A 15,999-nucleotide genomic window follows, 5' to 3' on the forward strand; every position below is an offset into this window, starting at 1 on the left:
GAATGCCTGTAATTGATGGCTATGAAGCCACCAGACAAATTAAACATCAGTCTGATGCCAAGCGAACAGTAATTATTGCTATAACCGCCTTTGCTTTTGAAGAACAAAGAGAGAAAATTTTCAATGCAGGCTGTGATGATTTTGTTGCCAAACCATTTACCGAACAAGTTATTTTTGATAAATTAACTCAGTATTTAGGAGTTGAATTTATCTATCAACTAGAATCTAACCAGCTTCAATCAACAAATAAATCAATCAATAACAATGCCACATCACTTTCGGCGAAGGATTTAGCTAACTTATCACCAACTTTGATGAATGACTTAAATCAAGCTGCGATCGCTTTAGATGCTGAACAAATTATCCAGTTGATCACTCAAATTCCCCAGACTCAGCAACATATTACCCAAGGAATTTTAGAAATGCTGAATAACTATGACTTTGATGGAATTATCAATTTGACTCAATCCTAAATTAAGGTAAAAACAATCAATTCCATATTAAGCTTTGACAATTTCTACATCGTACTGGCTAATTTCTGAGTCACGGGTAATAAAAATTAGTTTTTGTTGTCTTGCTTGAATAATTAACATTCGCTCAAATGGATCTCGATGATGCAAAGGTAAGGTTCGATATTTTTTGATTTGATCCATAGTTAGGGACAGTATTTCAAATCCTCCTTCGCTGACAACCTCAAAAAATTCTTTTGGTATGTCCAAACGACCGATATTTTGTTTAATACTAATTTCCCAAAGAGAGATTAAACTGAGGCAAATGATATTGTTGTGGTCAACTATGATTTCTTGAGCTTCTGTTGAGAGTTTATCTGGTTCAAAAACTGTCCAGAGTAAACTATGAGTATCGAGCAAAAACTTCATCATATTCGATTATTCCCAACAATCTGGCTTCTTCTTGATCCCATTCTCCAAAATCATCTGGTATTGTTGCTTTACCTCTCATTAATCCTAATCTTTGATTATTTACAACAGGTTTATAAGCAGATATTTTTACAGCTGGCTTGCCCATTTTTGTGACAATTATTTCTTCTCCTTGTAAAACAGTTTCTATTACTTGAGAAAACTTAGCCTTGGCATCGGTAACAGAATATATTTTCATTACTTGGTTTAAAAATAAAATAGTTTGACCTGGTCTGACTATATTTTATCTTAAAGTAGTATAGGCTGTGGCTATACCCTTGAAGACGAATAGTATTACTCTGAATTTCATACTTCACATCAGCAGCGCCAAATAAATTGAGTCAAAAAATCCCTGTATATTCCCGATTCATTTTTAAGGTTGAACTCAATATAAGAGATTGAGCGATTAGGCTACGCCTAGCCGAAGCGATCGCCCTTATTGAAACAAGGAGGCTATATGGCGTTTAATTTTCCAGGTAGTTCAACATGCCTTTTTTACTACTCATTAATTGTTGTTTGTAAATCATTTATGTTCGGGGAATTATTCTCATGATTCACCATATTTCGATTGACGCTCATAATCCGTTGCGGGTTGCTAACGTCTTGGCTGAAATCTTGGCGGGCAAGATATATAAATTTTTGATTCCAGGTAGTTATCTGGTGATCCCCTTTGACCATTATGGTACTCACATTGTGGTGTTTCAAGAAGGTAATGTATGGTCTCCAGGCAATGATGCCGAATCCGCTAAAGTACTGCTAACAGAACCTGTCAATTTAGTATCCATGCATGTAGCGATTTCAGTTCCTACATCGTGCCAGCAGATTGAGCAGATTGGTCAACGGGAAGGATGGCGCGTCCTGACTCGCAAACAGGGAGATAACGTCCCCTTTAGTGCGATCGAGTTTTGGGTCGAAAATCGGATTTTATTTGAATTTTTCCCAGCGGAATTTACCTCTCAATATTTACAGACTATGCAAACAGATGCGATCGCACAAATTCTCGGTCAACCAATTCAACTGAAAAGTCACATTAATATCAACAAGGAGTAATTACGATGGCAATCATCACGGGAACTCTTGGCGATGACAACAACCTGCTGGAGGACATAATCGAGTTTGGCTCCCTTAGCTCAGATCAACCCAAGTTAATTCAAGAGGATCTATACTTTGGGCGCAATATTGCTGGTGGTGGGGAAGTTTCCGAAGCTGAGTTTCAAGCCTTTATTGATGCAGAAATTACGCCTCAATTTCCTGATGGACTAACAGTTTATGAAACTAATGGGCAGTTTTTAGATAGCAATGGAAACTTGATTCAAGAACCCAGTCAAGTTATTTCGCTAATTTTTGAAAATACGCTGGAAAACCAAAGCAAAATTGAGCGAATCACAGAGTCTTACCAGCAGCAATTTAAGCAAGAATCTGTTTTAGAAGTGGTCAATGAAGATCATCTTCAAATTAACTTTGATGAATCAACAGATTTAATTGATAATGACCCTATTCCAGAATTGATCCAGGAGGATTTATATTTTGGGCGCAATATTGTGGGTGGTGGAGAAGTTTCCGAAGCTGAGTTTCAAGCTTTTATCGATGCAGAAATTACGCCACGCTTTCCTGATGGGTTGACGGTATACGACACTGACGGACAGTTTTTAGATAGTACGGGAAATTCAACTCAAGAGCCTAGTCAAGTAGTTTCGCTAATTTTTGAAGACACCCCAGAAAATGAGCAAAGTATCGATCGGCTCATTGCTGCATATAAGCAACAGTTTCAGCAAGAATCTGTCTTGGAAGTGGTTAATGAAGAAGTCAAAGTTGGCTTTGATGAATCAACAGATTTAATTGATAATGACCCTATTCCAGAGTTGATCCAGGAGGATTTATACTTTGGGCGCAATATTACGGGTGGTGGAGAAGTTTCTGAAGCTGAGTTTCAAGCTTTTATTGATGCGGAAATTACGCCACGCTTTCCTGATGGGTTAACGGTATATGAAGCAGATGGACAGTTTCTCGATAGTACGGGGAAATTGATTAAAGAGCCGAGTAAAGTTGTTTCCTTAATCTTTGAGGATACAGCAGAAAACGAAGCAGCGATCGAGCAAATCACTCAGGCATATAAACAACAATTTCAGCAAGAGTCTGTTTTGCAGGTAGTTGATGAAGAAATTCAGGTTACCTTTAACTCTGACACTATTTTTGTGGATGATTTGGGGTATAAGTTTGGCGATTTTAAAGATTTTAAGGATCTTATCGATCGACAAGGCGCAGATGCATTACTAAGGGATGCTACAGGTTATGACATCTTGCTGGGGGAAGTTAGCAACGATACCTTAATTAGCGCACAAGGACAAGACTCATATCGTGATGCGATCGCTGATTTTGTAGCTGCCGAACAAATTTTGTTTCCAGTGGGAAGCCTTGAGAGTATACCAGGGGAGGCTTTAGCTATTTCTTTAGACCAATTCATCCTAGATATGACCGTTTTTGATGCTGGCGATTAAGTTACGATTGAAAAGGAGCTTACTGTTAAGGAGCGTAAAATAATGATTCAGCCGATACAGTGTACTTGTGGCAATCTAAAAGGCAGTCTTAGCAAAAAAATAAATCGATGTGTGTGTTATTGCGACGACTGTCAGGCTTTTGCTCACTTTCTCCAACGCGATCGCGAAATTCTTGATGAAGCGGGTGGCACCGATATCATTCAAACTACCCCTAACAACGTTACTTTCAGTGAAGGTATCGAAAATCTAGCCTGTGTGCGCCTCACCCCAAATGGTCTTTTGCGTTGGTATACGACCTGTTGTAACACTCCCATTGGTAATACATCTTCAGACTTTAAGACTTCATTTGTGGGATTGGTTCACAATTGCTTGGATTCTCAGCAAGTCTCCCTAGACGAAGCCTTTGGCCCGATCCAAATGCGTGTATATACTAAATACGCCAAAGGAGAAACCAACCCAAAGTCGTCTGGTGTGCTAACCCGTATGTTGCGAATAATCACCTCGATCTTGATAGCGCGCCTTGACGGAAGTTATAGGCATACGCCTTTTTTTATTGTGGAATCTGGTGTTCCCATCGTACCTCCAAGGGTACTGACTAGTCAGGAGCTAGAGGCGATACGAAGTGACGGGTGAATTCATTTAATATCAATTTTTAGGCAGGCTTCGATAAGAAATTTCTCTATATATTCTCGATTAAATTTTAACTTGAATATACACCAGAGATTTATAGAGTTATAGGAGCTTGCAAGTGACTGCTACAGCTTTTTCAACTATTAATTTTATTACTGATATTCAGCCTTTTAATACTTTACCTGAAGAGGTTTTAAAACAGCTTGTAAAACAACTAAAACCGATCCGTTATCATCTAGGAGAAACAATTTTACTTAAAGATCGAATATTATCTCATGTGATTATTATCTGTCGTGGGCAGGTACGTCTATTAGGCTACGATCCTCGTAGTAAAAGAGAAATAAGTTTAGCTAAATTAGAATCAAAATCTGTAGTTGGAGCTATTAGTATAGTCAGACAAGTATATAGTGAAATAGCGATCGCCTCTACCGATGTTGACTGTTTTGCGCTTCCTCGTGAACTATTTCAATCTTTATTAGAAAAATATCCTTCCTTCGCTGCTTATTATCAACAAACTACTAGCTTAATCGAAATATTTGATGTCTTAGGGGCGCAATTTAATCGGCAAGCAGATAGTGCCACAGACTTAAAACAATTAGCGATAACGGCATTATCTTCAGCGGTAGTGCGTTATTTTCCGCCTAATAAACCAATAGATTTAGATTTAAGCTTGCAATGGCATGTGAGCGGTGGTCAATTACCCCAAGACATTAAAGCCAATAGCAATTTTTATCCTAATCAAATCAACTCTACTTTATTAACCAACTCTATTCGTCTACTCGGCATACCTCAGGATATTTTTTCTCCCGCGAATAATTCCTTTGCCTCTGTTGCGACACCAATCAACTTCATCCCTGCATCAAAGCAAATAACCCCTGCTGATTTCTTACCACCGATCAAAGACGGCAAAGATTACAAGTATCCTTTTTTTGGGGGGAAAGGTTTAGTCAAAGAAACTTTGGCTTGTTTTCAAATGTTATGCGATCGCTTTGAGATAAAGTATCGTCAGGAAGTCATCCAGCGAATAGTAGTCAATCAGCAAAAAACAGGCGCGATCGATCTGAATTTCTGTGCAGCAGTGGCGGATTTATTGGGTTTACAAGTACAGCAGATCACTATCCCCGTAGCCAAGCTGCCTAGTATTCCTACTCCTGCTTTAATCGCCTATGAAAATAGCTTTGCCGTAGTTTACGACACTTCAGTCAAAGAAGTAATTCTCGGTATTCCCTCTCTGGGGATTAAACGTCGTCGCCTCGATATTTTTGCCGATCTTTGGGGACAGTCGGGACAAGTATTATTACTCCAGCCTAAAGCGGATACACCAAAACAAAAGTTTGGTCTGACTTGGTTTTTTCCAGCAATTATTCGTTACCGTCGGGTACTGCTAGAAGTATTGCTGGCTTCTTTCTTCGTTCAGCTATTTGGCTTGGTTAATCCCTTAATGACGCAGGTAATTATTGACCAGGTAATTGGGGGGAATAGCATAGACACTCTGCAAGTCTTTGGCACCTTAATGGTCATTTTAACCTTATTTGAAGCCTTACTCGGTGGTCTTCGCACCTATCTTTTTTCGGATACTACTAACCGTATCGACATGGGTTTGGCTTCTCAAGTAATAGATCGTTTGGTACGTCTGCCGATGAGCTATTTTGGTAACCGCACCACAGGGGAATTAGCCACTAGGGTTCAAGAATTAGAGAATATTCGTTCTTTTCTCACAGGGACGGCATTAACAGTCTTACTAGATGTGGTTTTCTCCGTAATCTACATTGCGGTGATGTTATTTTACAGTCCGATGCTGACTTTTGTTGCTTTATCCGTTGTCCCTTTGCTAATTATCCTCACTGTCGTTTTTTCTCCCATCCTGCGGCAACTATTACGTCAAAAGGCGATTCGTCATGCTGATACCCAATCTTATCTAGTCGAAGTCCTCAACGGGATGGAAACAGTTAAATCGCAAAATATCGAATTGCGATCGCGCATGGCATGGCAAGAACACTATGGTCACTTTATTTCTGCTGGTTTTCAAGCCATTAAAATCTCGGCAGTAGCAGGTTCACTAAATACTTTCCTCAACAAACTTTCAACTCTCTTAGTTCTATGGGTAGGCGCATATTTGGTATTAGAAAGCAAACTAACTTTGGGAGAATTAATCGCTTTTCGGATCATTGCTGGTTATGTCACTAATCCCCTTCTCCGCCTCTCGCAATTGTGGCAACAATTTTTAGAAACAGCCTTATCGATCGAACGTCTTGGTGATATCCTTGACCACACTGAAGAATCACCCCCAGAACAACAGCACAATTTGCCCATGCCGCCGATTACTGGTGCGGTAACCTACGAAGACATTTCCTTCAGCTTTGCGGGAAACGATCGATTACAGCTAAAACAAGTCAATGTAGAAATTGCAGCAGGTTCGTTTGTCGGTATTGTGGGACAAAGTGGTTCGGGTAAAAGCACCATGATGAAACTATTACCCCGCTTCTATCAACCCCAGTCAGGCAGAATCTTCATTGATGGTTACGATATCGCCAAAGTCGAACTTTATTCCCTACGTCGTCAGTTGGGGGTTGTGCCTCAAAACCCCTTACTCTTTAACGGAACAATCCACGAAAATATTGCCTTAAATAGCCCCGATGCCGATGTCGAAGCAATCATTGAAGCTGCGAAAATCGCTGCTGCTCATGACTTTATCATGAATCTCGCCGAAGGCTACAACACCCCCGTCGGTGAAAGAGGTGCAGCATTATCAGGAGGACAAAGACAAAGAATTGCGATCGCTCGTGCCGTCTTACAAAGCCCTCGTCTGTTGATCCTCGATGAAGCTACCAGTGCCTTAGACTACGAAACCGAACAACAAGTATGTCGCAACCTGGCTCAAAGATTTGCTGGACGCACCGTCTTTTTTATTACCCACCGCCTTAGAACTATTCGCGATGCCGATTTAATTTTGATGATGGCAAACGGCGTTATTGAAGAACAAGGCAACCATGGGGAATTAATGGCATTACAGGGTCGTTATTCGTGTCTTTATCAATGAACAATGAACAGTGAGCAATGAACAGTAATCAGTAATCAGTAATCAGTAATCAGTAATCAGTCCTAAAGGACGACGCGGAGCTAGTACCACAAGGGTATAACATGCTTTAGCATAAGCTTCGTGACCATAGGGAATCCTTTAGGGCAAATAATCAGTAATTAGTCATCAGTAATTAGTAATCAATTAAATGAATAACCAAGAACTAACCATTAACGAACAACAATTAATCAACCCTCAAGTCTTTTTTAAACAACCTGCTACTTGGTCACGGGCAATTGTTTGGACGTTAATTAGCCTGACTACTTGTGGTATTGCTTGGGCTAGCGTGGCAAAGATTGAAAAAGTAATTCCTGCTACGGGGAAACTCGAACCAAAAGGGGCAGTCAAAGAGATTCAAGCATCTGTTAATGGTGTAGTTGACAAAGTTTATGTAAAAGATGGAGAAAGGGTCGAAAAAGGCGATTTACTATTGGAATTTGAACCCACGGCTTTAAAAGCCCAAATTAAATCTAATAAGCAGGTAAAAGAGTCTTTAGTTAGAGAAAATAACTTTTATCGGCAGCAAATAAAGCAATATATGCTCCTTAACTTGGCTAATCTTGATTTATCTCCAGAAATAGCTCTATTACTCAAAAATAAACACACAATTATGGCTGAAACTGAGTTATATCAAGCCTTAGCCACTGATGATTTCTCTGCCAATTTAAACGAACAACAAGCTAGATGGCAAGCAGCCCAAAGCGATCGCAATTCGCGTATTCTCTCAGTCGAACAAGAAGTTAAACAACTGGAATGGCAACTGCAACAAACTAAAAACCAACAGTCAAACGCCAGAAAATTAGTAATTACTGCCCAAGATCGACTAGCAACAGCTAAAAATAACTTGATTACAGAACAAGCGATCGCTTCTCACATGTCTCCTCTAGTAGCCCAAGGCGTTGTCTCTAATTTGCAATATCTTCGACAAAAGCAGGAAATTGGTCAGAGTCAAATGGAAATGCAAGCTCAACAGCAAGAAGTCACCACTAAGCTAGGAGAAATTGAGTCCCTAAAGCAAGAACAGGGAAGATTACAAAGTGCGATCGCTCAAGCGCAAGCAAATCTAACTAATACTATTGCTGCTTTTAACTTAGACTTACAAAATAAAATTGCAGCTAATCAACAGCGTGTTGCTGAAATTGATAGTCAGCTTGGCAAACAAATTATGGCAAACGACAGACAAATTGCCGAACTGGATAGTAAAATTAATTCTGATGAGCAAAATCTCAAATATCATCGGCTTAAATCTCCCGTTGCGGGAACTATTTTTGAACTAAAAGCCCATGACGGTTTTGTCGCACAACCCAGCAAACCGCTTCTAGAGATTGTCCCTGACGATTCGTTAATTGCTCAAGTCTATATTCTCAGTAAGGATCGCGGCTTCGTCAAGTCAGGTATGGATGTAGATGTCCGCATTGATTCCTTTGACTTTACTGAATTTGGCAATATTGCAGGTAAATTAATCTGGGTAGGTGCCGATGCCCTCGAACCAGATCAACAGCATCCCTTCCCCCGCTATCCTGCCAAAATCAAACTAGCCAGACAAACCATCATGGCTAATGGTAAATCTATGGCTTTAGAATCGGGGATGGCAATTAATGTCAATATCAAAGAACGTAAGCGTCGTGTTATTTCCGTCTTTTCTGGCTTTGTAACCAAGAAATTAGATACCCTTCAAAAGGCTAAGTGACTAAAATAGGGCGTTGCTAATTTGAAGTATGAAATCGAAAAGTAATTTGTTCGTAGTTATTAGCTATCAGCTATTAGCTTTTTAATCGATCTGCTCAGTCGTTTTAACGATAGAATCATACCTGGATTCAGTAACGCCTACAATAGACTACTTGCGGACTATTCCATTTTCAACTTAATGCTGTCAAGGTTTTCAAGATTTAATGTTTTTCTGGTTGCCGTAACTCCAATATCTGTCCAGATTTTCAATCAGCATTTCAAGATGATGCTGTTCATGAGTAGCCATTAAAGATAAGCGAATACGACTAGTTGGCACTGTTGGGGGGCGAATCGCGGGGGCAAAAATACCCGCACCGATCAGCCTTTGAGCAAGATTTAATGCTGTTTTGGGAGTATCAAGCTGGAGGCAGAGAATAGGTGATTGGGATGGTAATAATTCTAAATGGGATAACCTTTGTTTAAGGTAGTTGATATTGTGCCAAAGTTGCTCTTTTCTATGGGGTTCTTGTTGAACAATTTCAATCCCTGTAAGCGCTGCTGCGGTATCGGCAGGAGACAAAGCGGTGGTATAAATCCAGGTGGCTGCACGATTCCGCAAAAAATCAATTAATTCGGCACTTCCCGCCACATATCCTCCCAAACTGCCTAAAGCTTTACTGAGAGTACCAACTTGAATTAAGGTTTTACCCGTACAGTTATAGTGTTCGACACAACCTGCGCCAGTACTACCCATCACTCCCGTTGCATGGGCTTCATCTACTAATAGCATACATGCAAACTCTTCAGCGATCGCCAATAATTCAGGTAAAAGACATAAATCGCCATCCATACTAAAAACGCTATCAGTCGCAATCAAACACCGACGATATAAAGCGCGATGATTAATTAATTTATCCTGCAAGTCCACAAGATCATTATGGAGATAATTAATAGCTGCTGCACCACTTAAAATTGCGCCCTTTTTCAGACTAGAGTGATTATAGCGATCTCCTACAATTAGATCTTGTTGCCCTACTAAAGCCGATATTGTTCCTAAGTTAGCCAAATAACCAGAACTAAATACTAATGCATCTTCCGTTTGTTTTAAAGCGGCGATCGCTTGTTCTAATTCTCGGTGTAGTTCTTTATGTCCACTCAATAATCTAGAACCAGTACTACCTGTACCGTAAGCCTGAGTTGCAGCCACCGCAGCATCAATTAATCTTTGATCGCTAGCTAGCCCTAAATAATCATTACTGGCAAAATTAATTACAGGTTTTCCCTCTAATTCTATAACTGCTCCTGGTTTACTGGCGATCGCCTTAACTGAGCGATACCAATTTGCACGATGGATTGTATCCAGAGATTTATTGAGCCAACTGTAAGGATTTGACACTTAAAAATTATTAATTTGGGATCTTCTGGATGAACTCGTTCACTTTTAGACACCAAAAAAGCGATAACTTACATCCATTATTGATTGTAAATTATCGCCCGAATAAAATATTGTATTGCTTGCTCGATTTATCTGTGCCGAGATTCTACCGTAGCGACAGCGACTGGCTTACCAAAGAATAATAGAGCGAATAATGCCAGTATATGAACCGACCAATGAGCAATTACCAAACCCCAGATCAGACAGGTTAGTGACATAACTACCCCTAGTAAACCGAAGATATCATTATCTGTACGAAGGTAAATAATGATACTAGTTAGGGCTGTGACAAGTAATAAGACTAAAAACATAAGCTTTACCTGGTTTTGATAGGCGATCGCAACATGCAAATACACGTAGTTAAGTACCAAGATAAACTAAACTTATTAGTTACATAACAATTGTTTATTTATCTATACATCAATGTAGCGCATGATCCCCTTGAGTAAGATCTGGTTTACGAAAAATTCACAAGTATTGTTAAATTTCTTTGCACAACTTAAAAACTACTTAAGTAGCTGGGTGAAATTAAATATAAAATAACGAATTCTTATTTTTCTTCCCTATCTCCAGTACTCCACTACCTCACATCAGTCTTTAAATTAATTATGCCTAGCTACTTAATTGTGCTTAATTACCAATTAGGTTGGAATTTTATACATTACTATAATAATTCATTACGTCTCTAGCATTACCATATTTTTTACCGATCGCTACCTCTAAAATAATGTTGGTGTTTTAGATTTAATTAGCTGATAAAAAATGATGAAAAAGTAATTAACTAATTATCTTTTTTTGATTTACTCAAGATTTTGCTTGCGCTGCTCTTCCAGAAAATTTAAAAGCCAATCTTTCAAACATCTAGTTGCCCGACAATCATCTTCATTATAACTTAAGATTAAATTTAACAAAGCTCGATCTTGTGTGATTAGCCACTGATCATACCAACATACAGACTGATCTCCACTCCCTGTAGTTTCGCGCCAATAAAATCCCATCCAGTTTGCCAAAGATTTCAAAGAGTAGCTTTCTACGGGAAAAATGACTGTTTTGGTCACCCAAAAATGCAGATCGACAAGACGAGATAAAATTTCTTTTTTTTGGTCTCTAGGAGTGTCATAAAGTTTCGCTAAACGCTTAATCGTATCTGCTTCATATTCAGAGTAATGAAAGATTGGCGCATCGGGATACAGAGCAACAAAATCTAAGAATTCTTGCCAGATTTTACCTTCCTCTGCTAGGCTTTCTGCCATAAAAGCATGAAACTGCTCGGTCTTGTTGACCCGATCTACTAATAGTACCCCTAGTAAATAGTCTGTTTGCCTTTCGGGTTCGGCTTCAATATCAAAATATAGCTCGATCGCACTACTGGGAATAGGCTGAATGTTAACTAAATCAAAATTTGAGCGCACGAGAGGGCGATCGCTTTTGATAGCCGAGATTTGTTGCTTTAGTTGATGAGCAGTTTCATAGCCTAAGGTTTCTTCTAGGCGGGTTTGCGAGATTTTAACTAGAGATTGAATGTTGTTTACACCTAATGACTGGAGGTACTCATAGCGTTTGGGAGTTATTCCAGGAATCAGAGATAAATGCTCAGTTGATTTAGCAACTTGATGGCAATAGCCATACCAGTTACAAAGGCTACAGCGTTGACGAGAAATAAATACCTCTGGTTCATTTTGTTCAGCCAGCATGATTAAACATTCGGCTACAGTTTCCCGCATTTTAATTAGTCCATAAGCTAAGTCGATCTCGTGGGAATTGTGTTCTTTAAGGATCAATTGCGATCGCTTAGGAATTTTCTCTTGAATAATTGCCAAAATCTGAGCATGAAAAGCAGCAATTAACTTGTATTCAGGTTTGGGTTTACGACCAAGTTTGATGTTGACAGGAATATATTCCCAATTGCCAAAAATAGATGTTCCCGACTGTTTAATTAACAGACTTGGTGCAGCCGTCAAAGTAGTTTTGGCAAGTAGTGCTTGCTTATTAGTAAGCTGGAGATTAGATACATCTGGGCGAACAGATAACCATTGAGCATAATTAACCTTCAAAGCTCCGCCCACAATGCAGTCCACTCCTTGCTGCATTAACTCTACAGTTTGCTTGGTGTTCAGCTGCCAATCGTGGCGAGATGCTTGTGGTTGATCGGGTTTTAGCGATCGCGCTGCGATCACGTTGCGCATGTGGGTTTGATTTTCTCGCTTGAGCTTAAGTAAGAAATCTTTGGCGGGATCGCGCTCTTGAGGATTACCAAATATTTCTAGAAAGGTACGACGGCTGCAACGTTTATAGTTTAGTAACAGATGATCGGAAATTAGCATTTTATAGCGAAACCAGAAAGAATAAAGAGTAATAATTCTCTGCTAGTTTGCTGTATTACAGCAATTTTGACCCCAAGATTAGGCCGCCGAATATTTAATGAAGAATGTCGATATACTAACAATGGTTCGCCACAGAGCAAGATCTTACCTATGACTAATAGTTTATCTAAAACCGACCTTAAAGAACACCGCCAGCAATTTCCTGGGTTGATTAATAAGACCTATTTTAACTTTGGCGGTCAAGGAACAATGTCCCAAGCTTCACTACAGGCAATTATTGACACCCATAAATATATTCAATCAATAGGTCCTTTTTCAGGTCAGATTAATACTTGGCTCACAGATAAGGTTAATCTTTTACGTCAGGCGATCGCTCTTGAACTGGAGACAACCCCAGAAACTATCACCCTCACCGAAAACGTAACCGCTGGCTGCAACATTGCTATGTGGGGAATAGATTGGCAACAGGGCGACCAAATTGTGATGACGAACTGTGAACATCCAGGAATTATCGCCACAGTAGCGGAAATTAAGCGTCGTTTCGGCGTAGAGGTAAGTATCTGTTCGATTATGGATACTTTAAATAGTGGCGATCCTGTAGAAGTAATTCGTAGTCACTTAAGCGAACGTACCCGCATGGTGGTTTTAAGCCACCTTCTCTGGAATACAGGACAGGTATTACCCCTTAAAGAAATTGCGATCGCCTGTCACAGTTACCCTGCTAAAAACACGATTAGAGTAATGGTAGATGCTGCTCAATCTGTAGGTTCTCTCGATTTAAATCTACCCGAACTAGAAATCGACTACTATGCTTTTACTGGTCATAAATGGCTTTGTGGTCCTGCTGGAGTTGGGGGGCTATATATCAGCCCGTTAGCTTTTGCCGATTTAAAACCCACCTTTATTGGCTGGCGAGGTGTGGAAATGGATCTCCAAGGAAAACCAATTGCCTGGAAACCAGACGGGTCAAAGTTTGAAGTTGCTACCTCTGCTTATCCCGAATACGAGGGTTTGCGGAAGGCGATCGCGATTCATCAAGCCTGGGGAAGTAAAGGCGATCGCTATCAGCAGATTTGCGAGTTAAGCAAATATCTCTGGTCACAGTTACAGCAAATAGATCGAGTAAGCTGCTTAAAAATCACTCCCCCCAAAGCAGGATTAGTCTCTTTCCAGGTTAAGGGCATTAAACACAAGCAGTTAGTAGATACTCTAGAACAACAGGGCTTTCTACTGCGAACAATTGCCGATCCTGACTGTATCCGCGCTTGCGTGCATTATCTTACTTTGCCAGAAGAGATTGATAACTTACTTTCAGCAATTAAAGCGAATATTTAGAAATATTTAGTAATTCAGGGTGAAGTAGCTTTAAGTCAAATTAATCGTAGGGGCGATTGGACAATCGACCTTTTAGACATATCTTTCAAGCAGATTGAGCGAGAATTTTGAGATATTCTTTGACTGTTTGCGCAAAACCCATTTCCAAAGCTTCAGCAGTTAAGGCATGACCAATTGATACTTCCAGGATACCTGGAATAGTGCAGAATTTAGCCAAATTATCCAGATTGAGATCGTGTCCGGCATTAACTCCCAACCCTAAAGACTGAGCTTTTTTAGCTGCATTGGCAAACTGCTGCCAAATCAAGTCTAAATTTTGGTTTTCACGATAAGCAGTAGCGTAGGGTTCGGTGTAGAGTTCGATTCTTTCTGCGCCAGTATCGGGAACTAGACTAATTTGTTCGACATCTGCATCCATAAACAGACTTACTCGACTACCTAAACTATGTAACTCTTTAATAATAGGAATTAAACGCTCTTTGTCCTTCCTCAAGTCCCAACCACTATCTGAAGTAAAAGTGTCGGGCGCATCGGGAACCAGGGTGCATTGGGTAGGTTTAACTCGGCGCACAATCTCCATAAAAGACACTTCTAAAGGATTGCCTTCAATGTTGAATTCTACAGGCTTTACTACCTCTAGTAAATCATCAACATCTCCTGGTCTAATGTGCCTTTGATCGGGACGAGGATGCACCGTAATTCCTTTTGCCCCAGCATCAATACAGATTTGCGCCATTTTGGTAATGCTAGGAATACCAAGATTACGGGTATTTCTAATTAACGCTACTTTATTTAGATTTACGCTCAGGTTAGTCATTTTGGACATTATGGGTCGCCTGGGATTCGAACCCAGAACCAGTCGGTTAAAAGCCGAATACTCTACCGTTGAGCTAGCGACCCTTGAAAATGTTACGGTTTAGCCGTTTTTTCCACGGATAATTATCTTAGCATAAGTTTTCGGCAAAATACTAGTTTTTCCAAATCAAGCTCTTTTTTTTCTTGGCGATCGCTTTTTGGAGATCCGCAGGAAGCCAAGCAAAATATTGCGGATATACTGGTAATCTTGCTTTCAAACTCCATCCTGCTGGCTGTAAAATTGCTGATAAAGATTCATAAGTTGGATGGGGATAATCTGGATTAACTTCATCGAGAGGACTAATTCCGCCTAAATCTGTTGCCCCCGCACCTAAACATTCCAGTAAAAAACTAGCATCAGGTATTAGATTAGGAGGAATTTGAATTGCGATTCCAGAGGGCAAAATCGTTTTAGCTTGAGCAATGATGGCGGGTAGTTGTTGAGGATCGAAACTAGGAAAGTCTAATTTTTGCCTAGTGCCAACACTGTGAGGCTGCAAAATTACTTCTTGAATATGTCCCCATTTTTGATGAATACGGGCGATCTCCTGCAAGGAATCGGCAATATCTGACTGTGTTTCGCCAATTCCTAATAATATTCCCGTAGTAAAAGGAATGTTTAATTTTCCTGCCCACTCAAGCTGTTGCGATCGCAATTCTGGTTCTTTACTAGGAGCATACTTATGTACTGTCTTCATAAATTTAGGATTAATTTGTTCTAGCATCAAACCCATCGAAACATTTACTTTCTTTAACTGTTTCATTTCTGACCAGCTTAAAGGACCTACATTGGTATGTGGTAAAAAGCCTAAAGATAAGGCTATATCACAGGTTTGTTTAACTTTTGCAAACCATTGGCTGCGTTGACTAGATTGAGGATGAACTTCTCCACTTAAAATTAAAATCTCGGCTACTCTTTTACTGTCTAATTGTTTCAAAATATTAAGTAGCTTAGATTTGGTTAATAAGTTGTTTTCCTCTGGGTCAAGGCGAAAATTGCAGTAACTACATCGATTAAAACATTCGTAAGTAGGAACTATTGTATGAGCAGGGCTAAAGGTGATTACAGAACTCATTAATTTATATATCAACTATCCTTATATGTCATATAAGATAATATTTTATTAAAAATATTCACATAACTAAAGAAATGTTCTATAGTTAGAGAGTCAGTTCAAAAGAACCTAGACAAATAAATAACACGCAATCATAAATACAATGACAACAACTTTACAACAGCGCGAAACACGCGGTGCTT

The 15,999-nt window shown here is 39.7% G+C and carries 14 protein-coding genes and 1 tRNA gene; 7 read left to right on the top strand and 8 right to left on the bottom strand.

Annotated elements, in window-relative coordinates; all coding sequences use genetic code 11:
• Nucleotides 1-473, top strand: a 473-nt coding sequence (locus C7B62_RS19530) for a response regulator (protein ID WP_146132145.1), incomplete at its 5' end; no start/stop codon positions are given.
• Between the two features lie 27 nt (nucleotides 474-500).
• Here the strand turns inward: C7B62_RS19530 and C7B62_RS19535 are convergent.
• Both C7B62_RS19535 and C7B62_RS19540 read right to left on the bottom strand, forming a co-directional pair.
• Nucleotides 501-881, bottom strand: coding sequence for a type II toxin-antitoxin system VapC family toxin (locus tag C7B62_RS19535; RefSeq protein WP_233220054.1), 381 nt, complete (start codon nucleotides 879-881; stop codon nucleotides 501-503).
• Nucleotides 853-1,116 carry a type II toxin-antitoxin system Phd/YefM family antitoxin gene (locus tag C7B62_RS19540; RefSeq protein ID WP_106241015.1) on the bottom strand — a complete coding sequence of 88 codons (264 nt, stop codon included), beginning with the start codon at nucleotides 1,114-1,116 and terminating at the stop codon, nucleotides 853-855. Before C7B62_RS19540 ends, C7B62_RS19535 begins: the two co-directional genes overlap by 29 nt.
• Nucleotides 1,117-1,466: 350 nt before the next feature.
• Between C7B62_RS19540 and C7B62_RS19545 the strand changes: the two genes are divergently transcribed.
• The 5 genes from C7B62_RS19545 to C7B62_RS19565 all read left to right on the top strand — a co-directional run bounded on the left by C7B62_RS19545 (nucleotide 1,467) and on the right by C7B62_RS19565 (nucleotide 8,814).
• The gene (locus tag C7B62_RS19545) at nucleotides 1,467-1,967 is read left to right on the top strand and encodes a hypothetical protein (RefSeq protein WP_106241019.1); all 501 of its coding nucleotides are present in this window, start codon (nucleotides 1,467-1,469) and stop codon (nucleotides 1,965-1,967) included.
• A 5-nt stretch (nucleotides 1,968-1,972) separates the two neighbouring features.
• On the top strand, nucleotides 1,973-3,415 hold the full coding sequence (locus tag C7B62_RS19550; RefSeq protein ID WP_106241023.1) for a DUF3574 domain-containing protein: 1,443 nt from the start codon (nucleotides 1,973-1,975) through the stop codon (nucleotides 3,413-3,415).
• A gap of 42 nt (nucleotides 3,416-3,457) precedes the next feature.
• Nucleotides 3,458-4,048 (top strand): DUF6151 family protein, encoded by a 591-nt coding sequence (locus C7B62_RS19555; protein ID WP_106241026.1) that lies wholly within the window; start codon nucleotides 3,458-3,460, stop codon nucleotides 4,046-4,048.
• 115 nt (nucleotides 4,049-4,163) lie between these two features.
• Nucleotides 4,164-7,085, top strand: a complete 2,922-nt coding sequence (locus tag C7B62_RS19560) for a peptidase domain-containing ABC transporter (protein WP_106241052.1) — start codon at nucleotides 4,164-4,166, stop codon at nucleotides 7,083-7,085.
• A gap of 187 nt (nucleotides 7,086-7,272) precedes the next feature.
• Complete coding sequence (locus C7B62_RS19565) at nucleotides 7,273-8,814, top strand: HlyD family efflux transporter periplasmic adaptor subunit (protein WP_106241030.1); 1,542 nt, start codon at nucleotides 7,273-7,275, stop codon at nucleotides 8,812-8,814.
• 192 nt (nucleotides 8,815-9,006) lie between these two features.
• On the opposite strand, the gene bioF is transcribed toward C7B62_RS19565, so the two are convergent.
• The 3 genes from bioF to C7B62_RS19580 form a co-directional block, all read right to left on the bottom strand.
• Nucleotides 9,007-10,188: an 8-amino-7-oxononanoate synthase gene (bioF, locus tag C7B62_RS19570; protein ID WP_106241034.1), complete on the bottom strand. Its 1,182-nt coding sequence runs from the start codon at nucleotides 10,186-10,188 to the stop codon at nucleotides 9,007-9,009.
• Between the two features lie 128 nt (nucleotides 10,189-10,316).
• On the bottom strand, nucleotides 10,317-10,583 hold the full coding sequence (locus C7B62_RS19575; protein WP_233220055.1) for a hypothetical protein: 267 nt from the start codon (nucleotides 10,581-10,583) through the stop codon (nucleotides 10,317-10,319).
• Nucleotides 10,584-11,027: 444 nt separating this feature from the next.
• A complete protein-coding gene (locus C7B62_RS19580; protein ID WP_106241041.1) occupies nucleotides 11,028-12,551 on the bottom strand; it encodes a TM0106 family RecB-like putative nuclease in 1,524 nt (507 codons plus the stop codon).
• A 150-nt stretch (nucleotides 12,552-12,701) separates the two neighbouring features.
• Between C7B62_RS19580 and C7B62_RS19585 the strand changes: the two genes are divergently transcribed.
• Nucleotides 12,702-13,886, top strand: coding sequence for an aminotransferase class V-fold PLP-dependent enzyme (locus C7B62_RS19585; RefSeq protein WP_106241044.1), 1,185 nt, complete (start codon nucleotides 12,702-12,704; stop codon nucleotides 13,884-13,886).
• 85 nt (nucleotides 13,887-13,971) lie between these two features.
• Here C7B62_RS19585 and C7B62_RS19590 read toward each other — a convergent pair whose 3' ends face one another.
• The 3 genes from C7B62_RS19590 to cofG form a co-directional block, all read right to left on the bottom strand.
• Nucleotides 13,972-14,703 (bottom strand): pyridoxine 5'-phosphate synthase, encoded by a 732-nt coding sequence (locus tag C7B62_RS19590; RefSeq protein WP_106241055.1) that lies wholly within the window; start codon nucleotides 14,701-14,703, stop codon nucleotides 13,972-13,974.
• Nucleotides 14,704-14,714: 11 nt separating this feature from the next.
• Nucleotides 14,715-14,786 (bottom strand) — tRNA-Lys (locus C7B62_RS19595).
• A 68-nt stretch (nucleotides 14,787-14,854) separates the two neighbouring features.
• On the bottom strand, nucleotides 14,855-15,817 hold the full coding sequence (cofG, locus tag C7B62_RS19600) for a 7,8-didemethyl-8-hydroxy-5-deazariboflavin synthase subunit CofG (protein WP_106241048.1): 963 nt from the start codon (nucleotides 15,815-15,817) through the stop codon (nucleotides 14,855-14,857).
• Nucleotides 15,818-15,999: the final 182 nt, after the last annotated feature.

Origin of the sequence: Pleurocapsa sp. CCALA 161, assembly GCF_003003995.1 — a bacterium.
Taxonomy (GTDB): Bacteria; Cyanobacteriota; Cyanobacteriia; order Cyanobacteriales; family Xenococcaceae; genus Waterburya.

What these genes read in the sequence shown, in the direction of transcription:
- C7B62_RS19540 (WP_106241015.1), bottom strand. Translation starts at nt 1,116, where the DNA reads ATGAAAATATATTCTGTTACCGATGCCAAGGCTAAGTTTTCTCAAGTA.
- C7B62_RS19565 (WP_106241030.1), top strand. Translation starts at nt 7,273, where the DNA reads ATGAATAACCAAGAACTAACCATTAACGAACAACAATTAATCAACCCT.
- C7B62_RS19590 (WP_106241055.1), bottom strand. Translation starts at nt 14,703, where the DNA reads ATGACTAACCTGAGCGTAAATCTAAATAAAGTAGCGTTAATTAGAAAT.
- C7B62_RS19550 (WP_106241023.1), top strand. Translation starts at nt 1,973, where the DNA reads ATGGCAATCATCACGGGAACTCTTGGCGATGACAACAACCTGCTGGAG.
- C7B62_RS19535 (WP_233220054.1), bottom strand. Translation starts at nt 881, where the DNA reads ATGATGAAGTTTTTGCTCGATACTCATAGTTTACTCTGGACAGTTTTT.
- cofG (WP_106241048.1), bottom strand. Translation starts at nt 15,817, where the DNA reads ATGAGTTCTGTAATCACCTTTAGCCCTGCTCATACAATAGTTCCTACT.
- C7B62_RS19545 (WP_106241019.1), top strand. Translation starts at nt 1,467, where the DNA reads ATGATTCACCATATTTCGATTGACGCTCATAATCCGTTGCGGGTTGCT.
- C7B62_RS19555 (WP_106241026.1), top strand. Translation starts at nt 3,458, where the DNA reads ATGATTCAGCCGATACAGTGTACTTGTGGCAATCTAAAAGGCAGTCTT.
- C7B62_RS19585 (WP_106241044.1), top strand. Translation starts at nt 12,702, where the DNA reads ATGACTAATAGTTTATCTAAAACCGACCTTAAAGAACACCGCCAGCAA.
- C7B62_RS19580 (WP_106241041.1), bottom strand. Translation starts at nt 12,551, where the DNA reads ATGCTAATTTCCGATCATCTGTTACTAAACTATAAACGTTGCAGCCGT.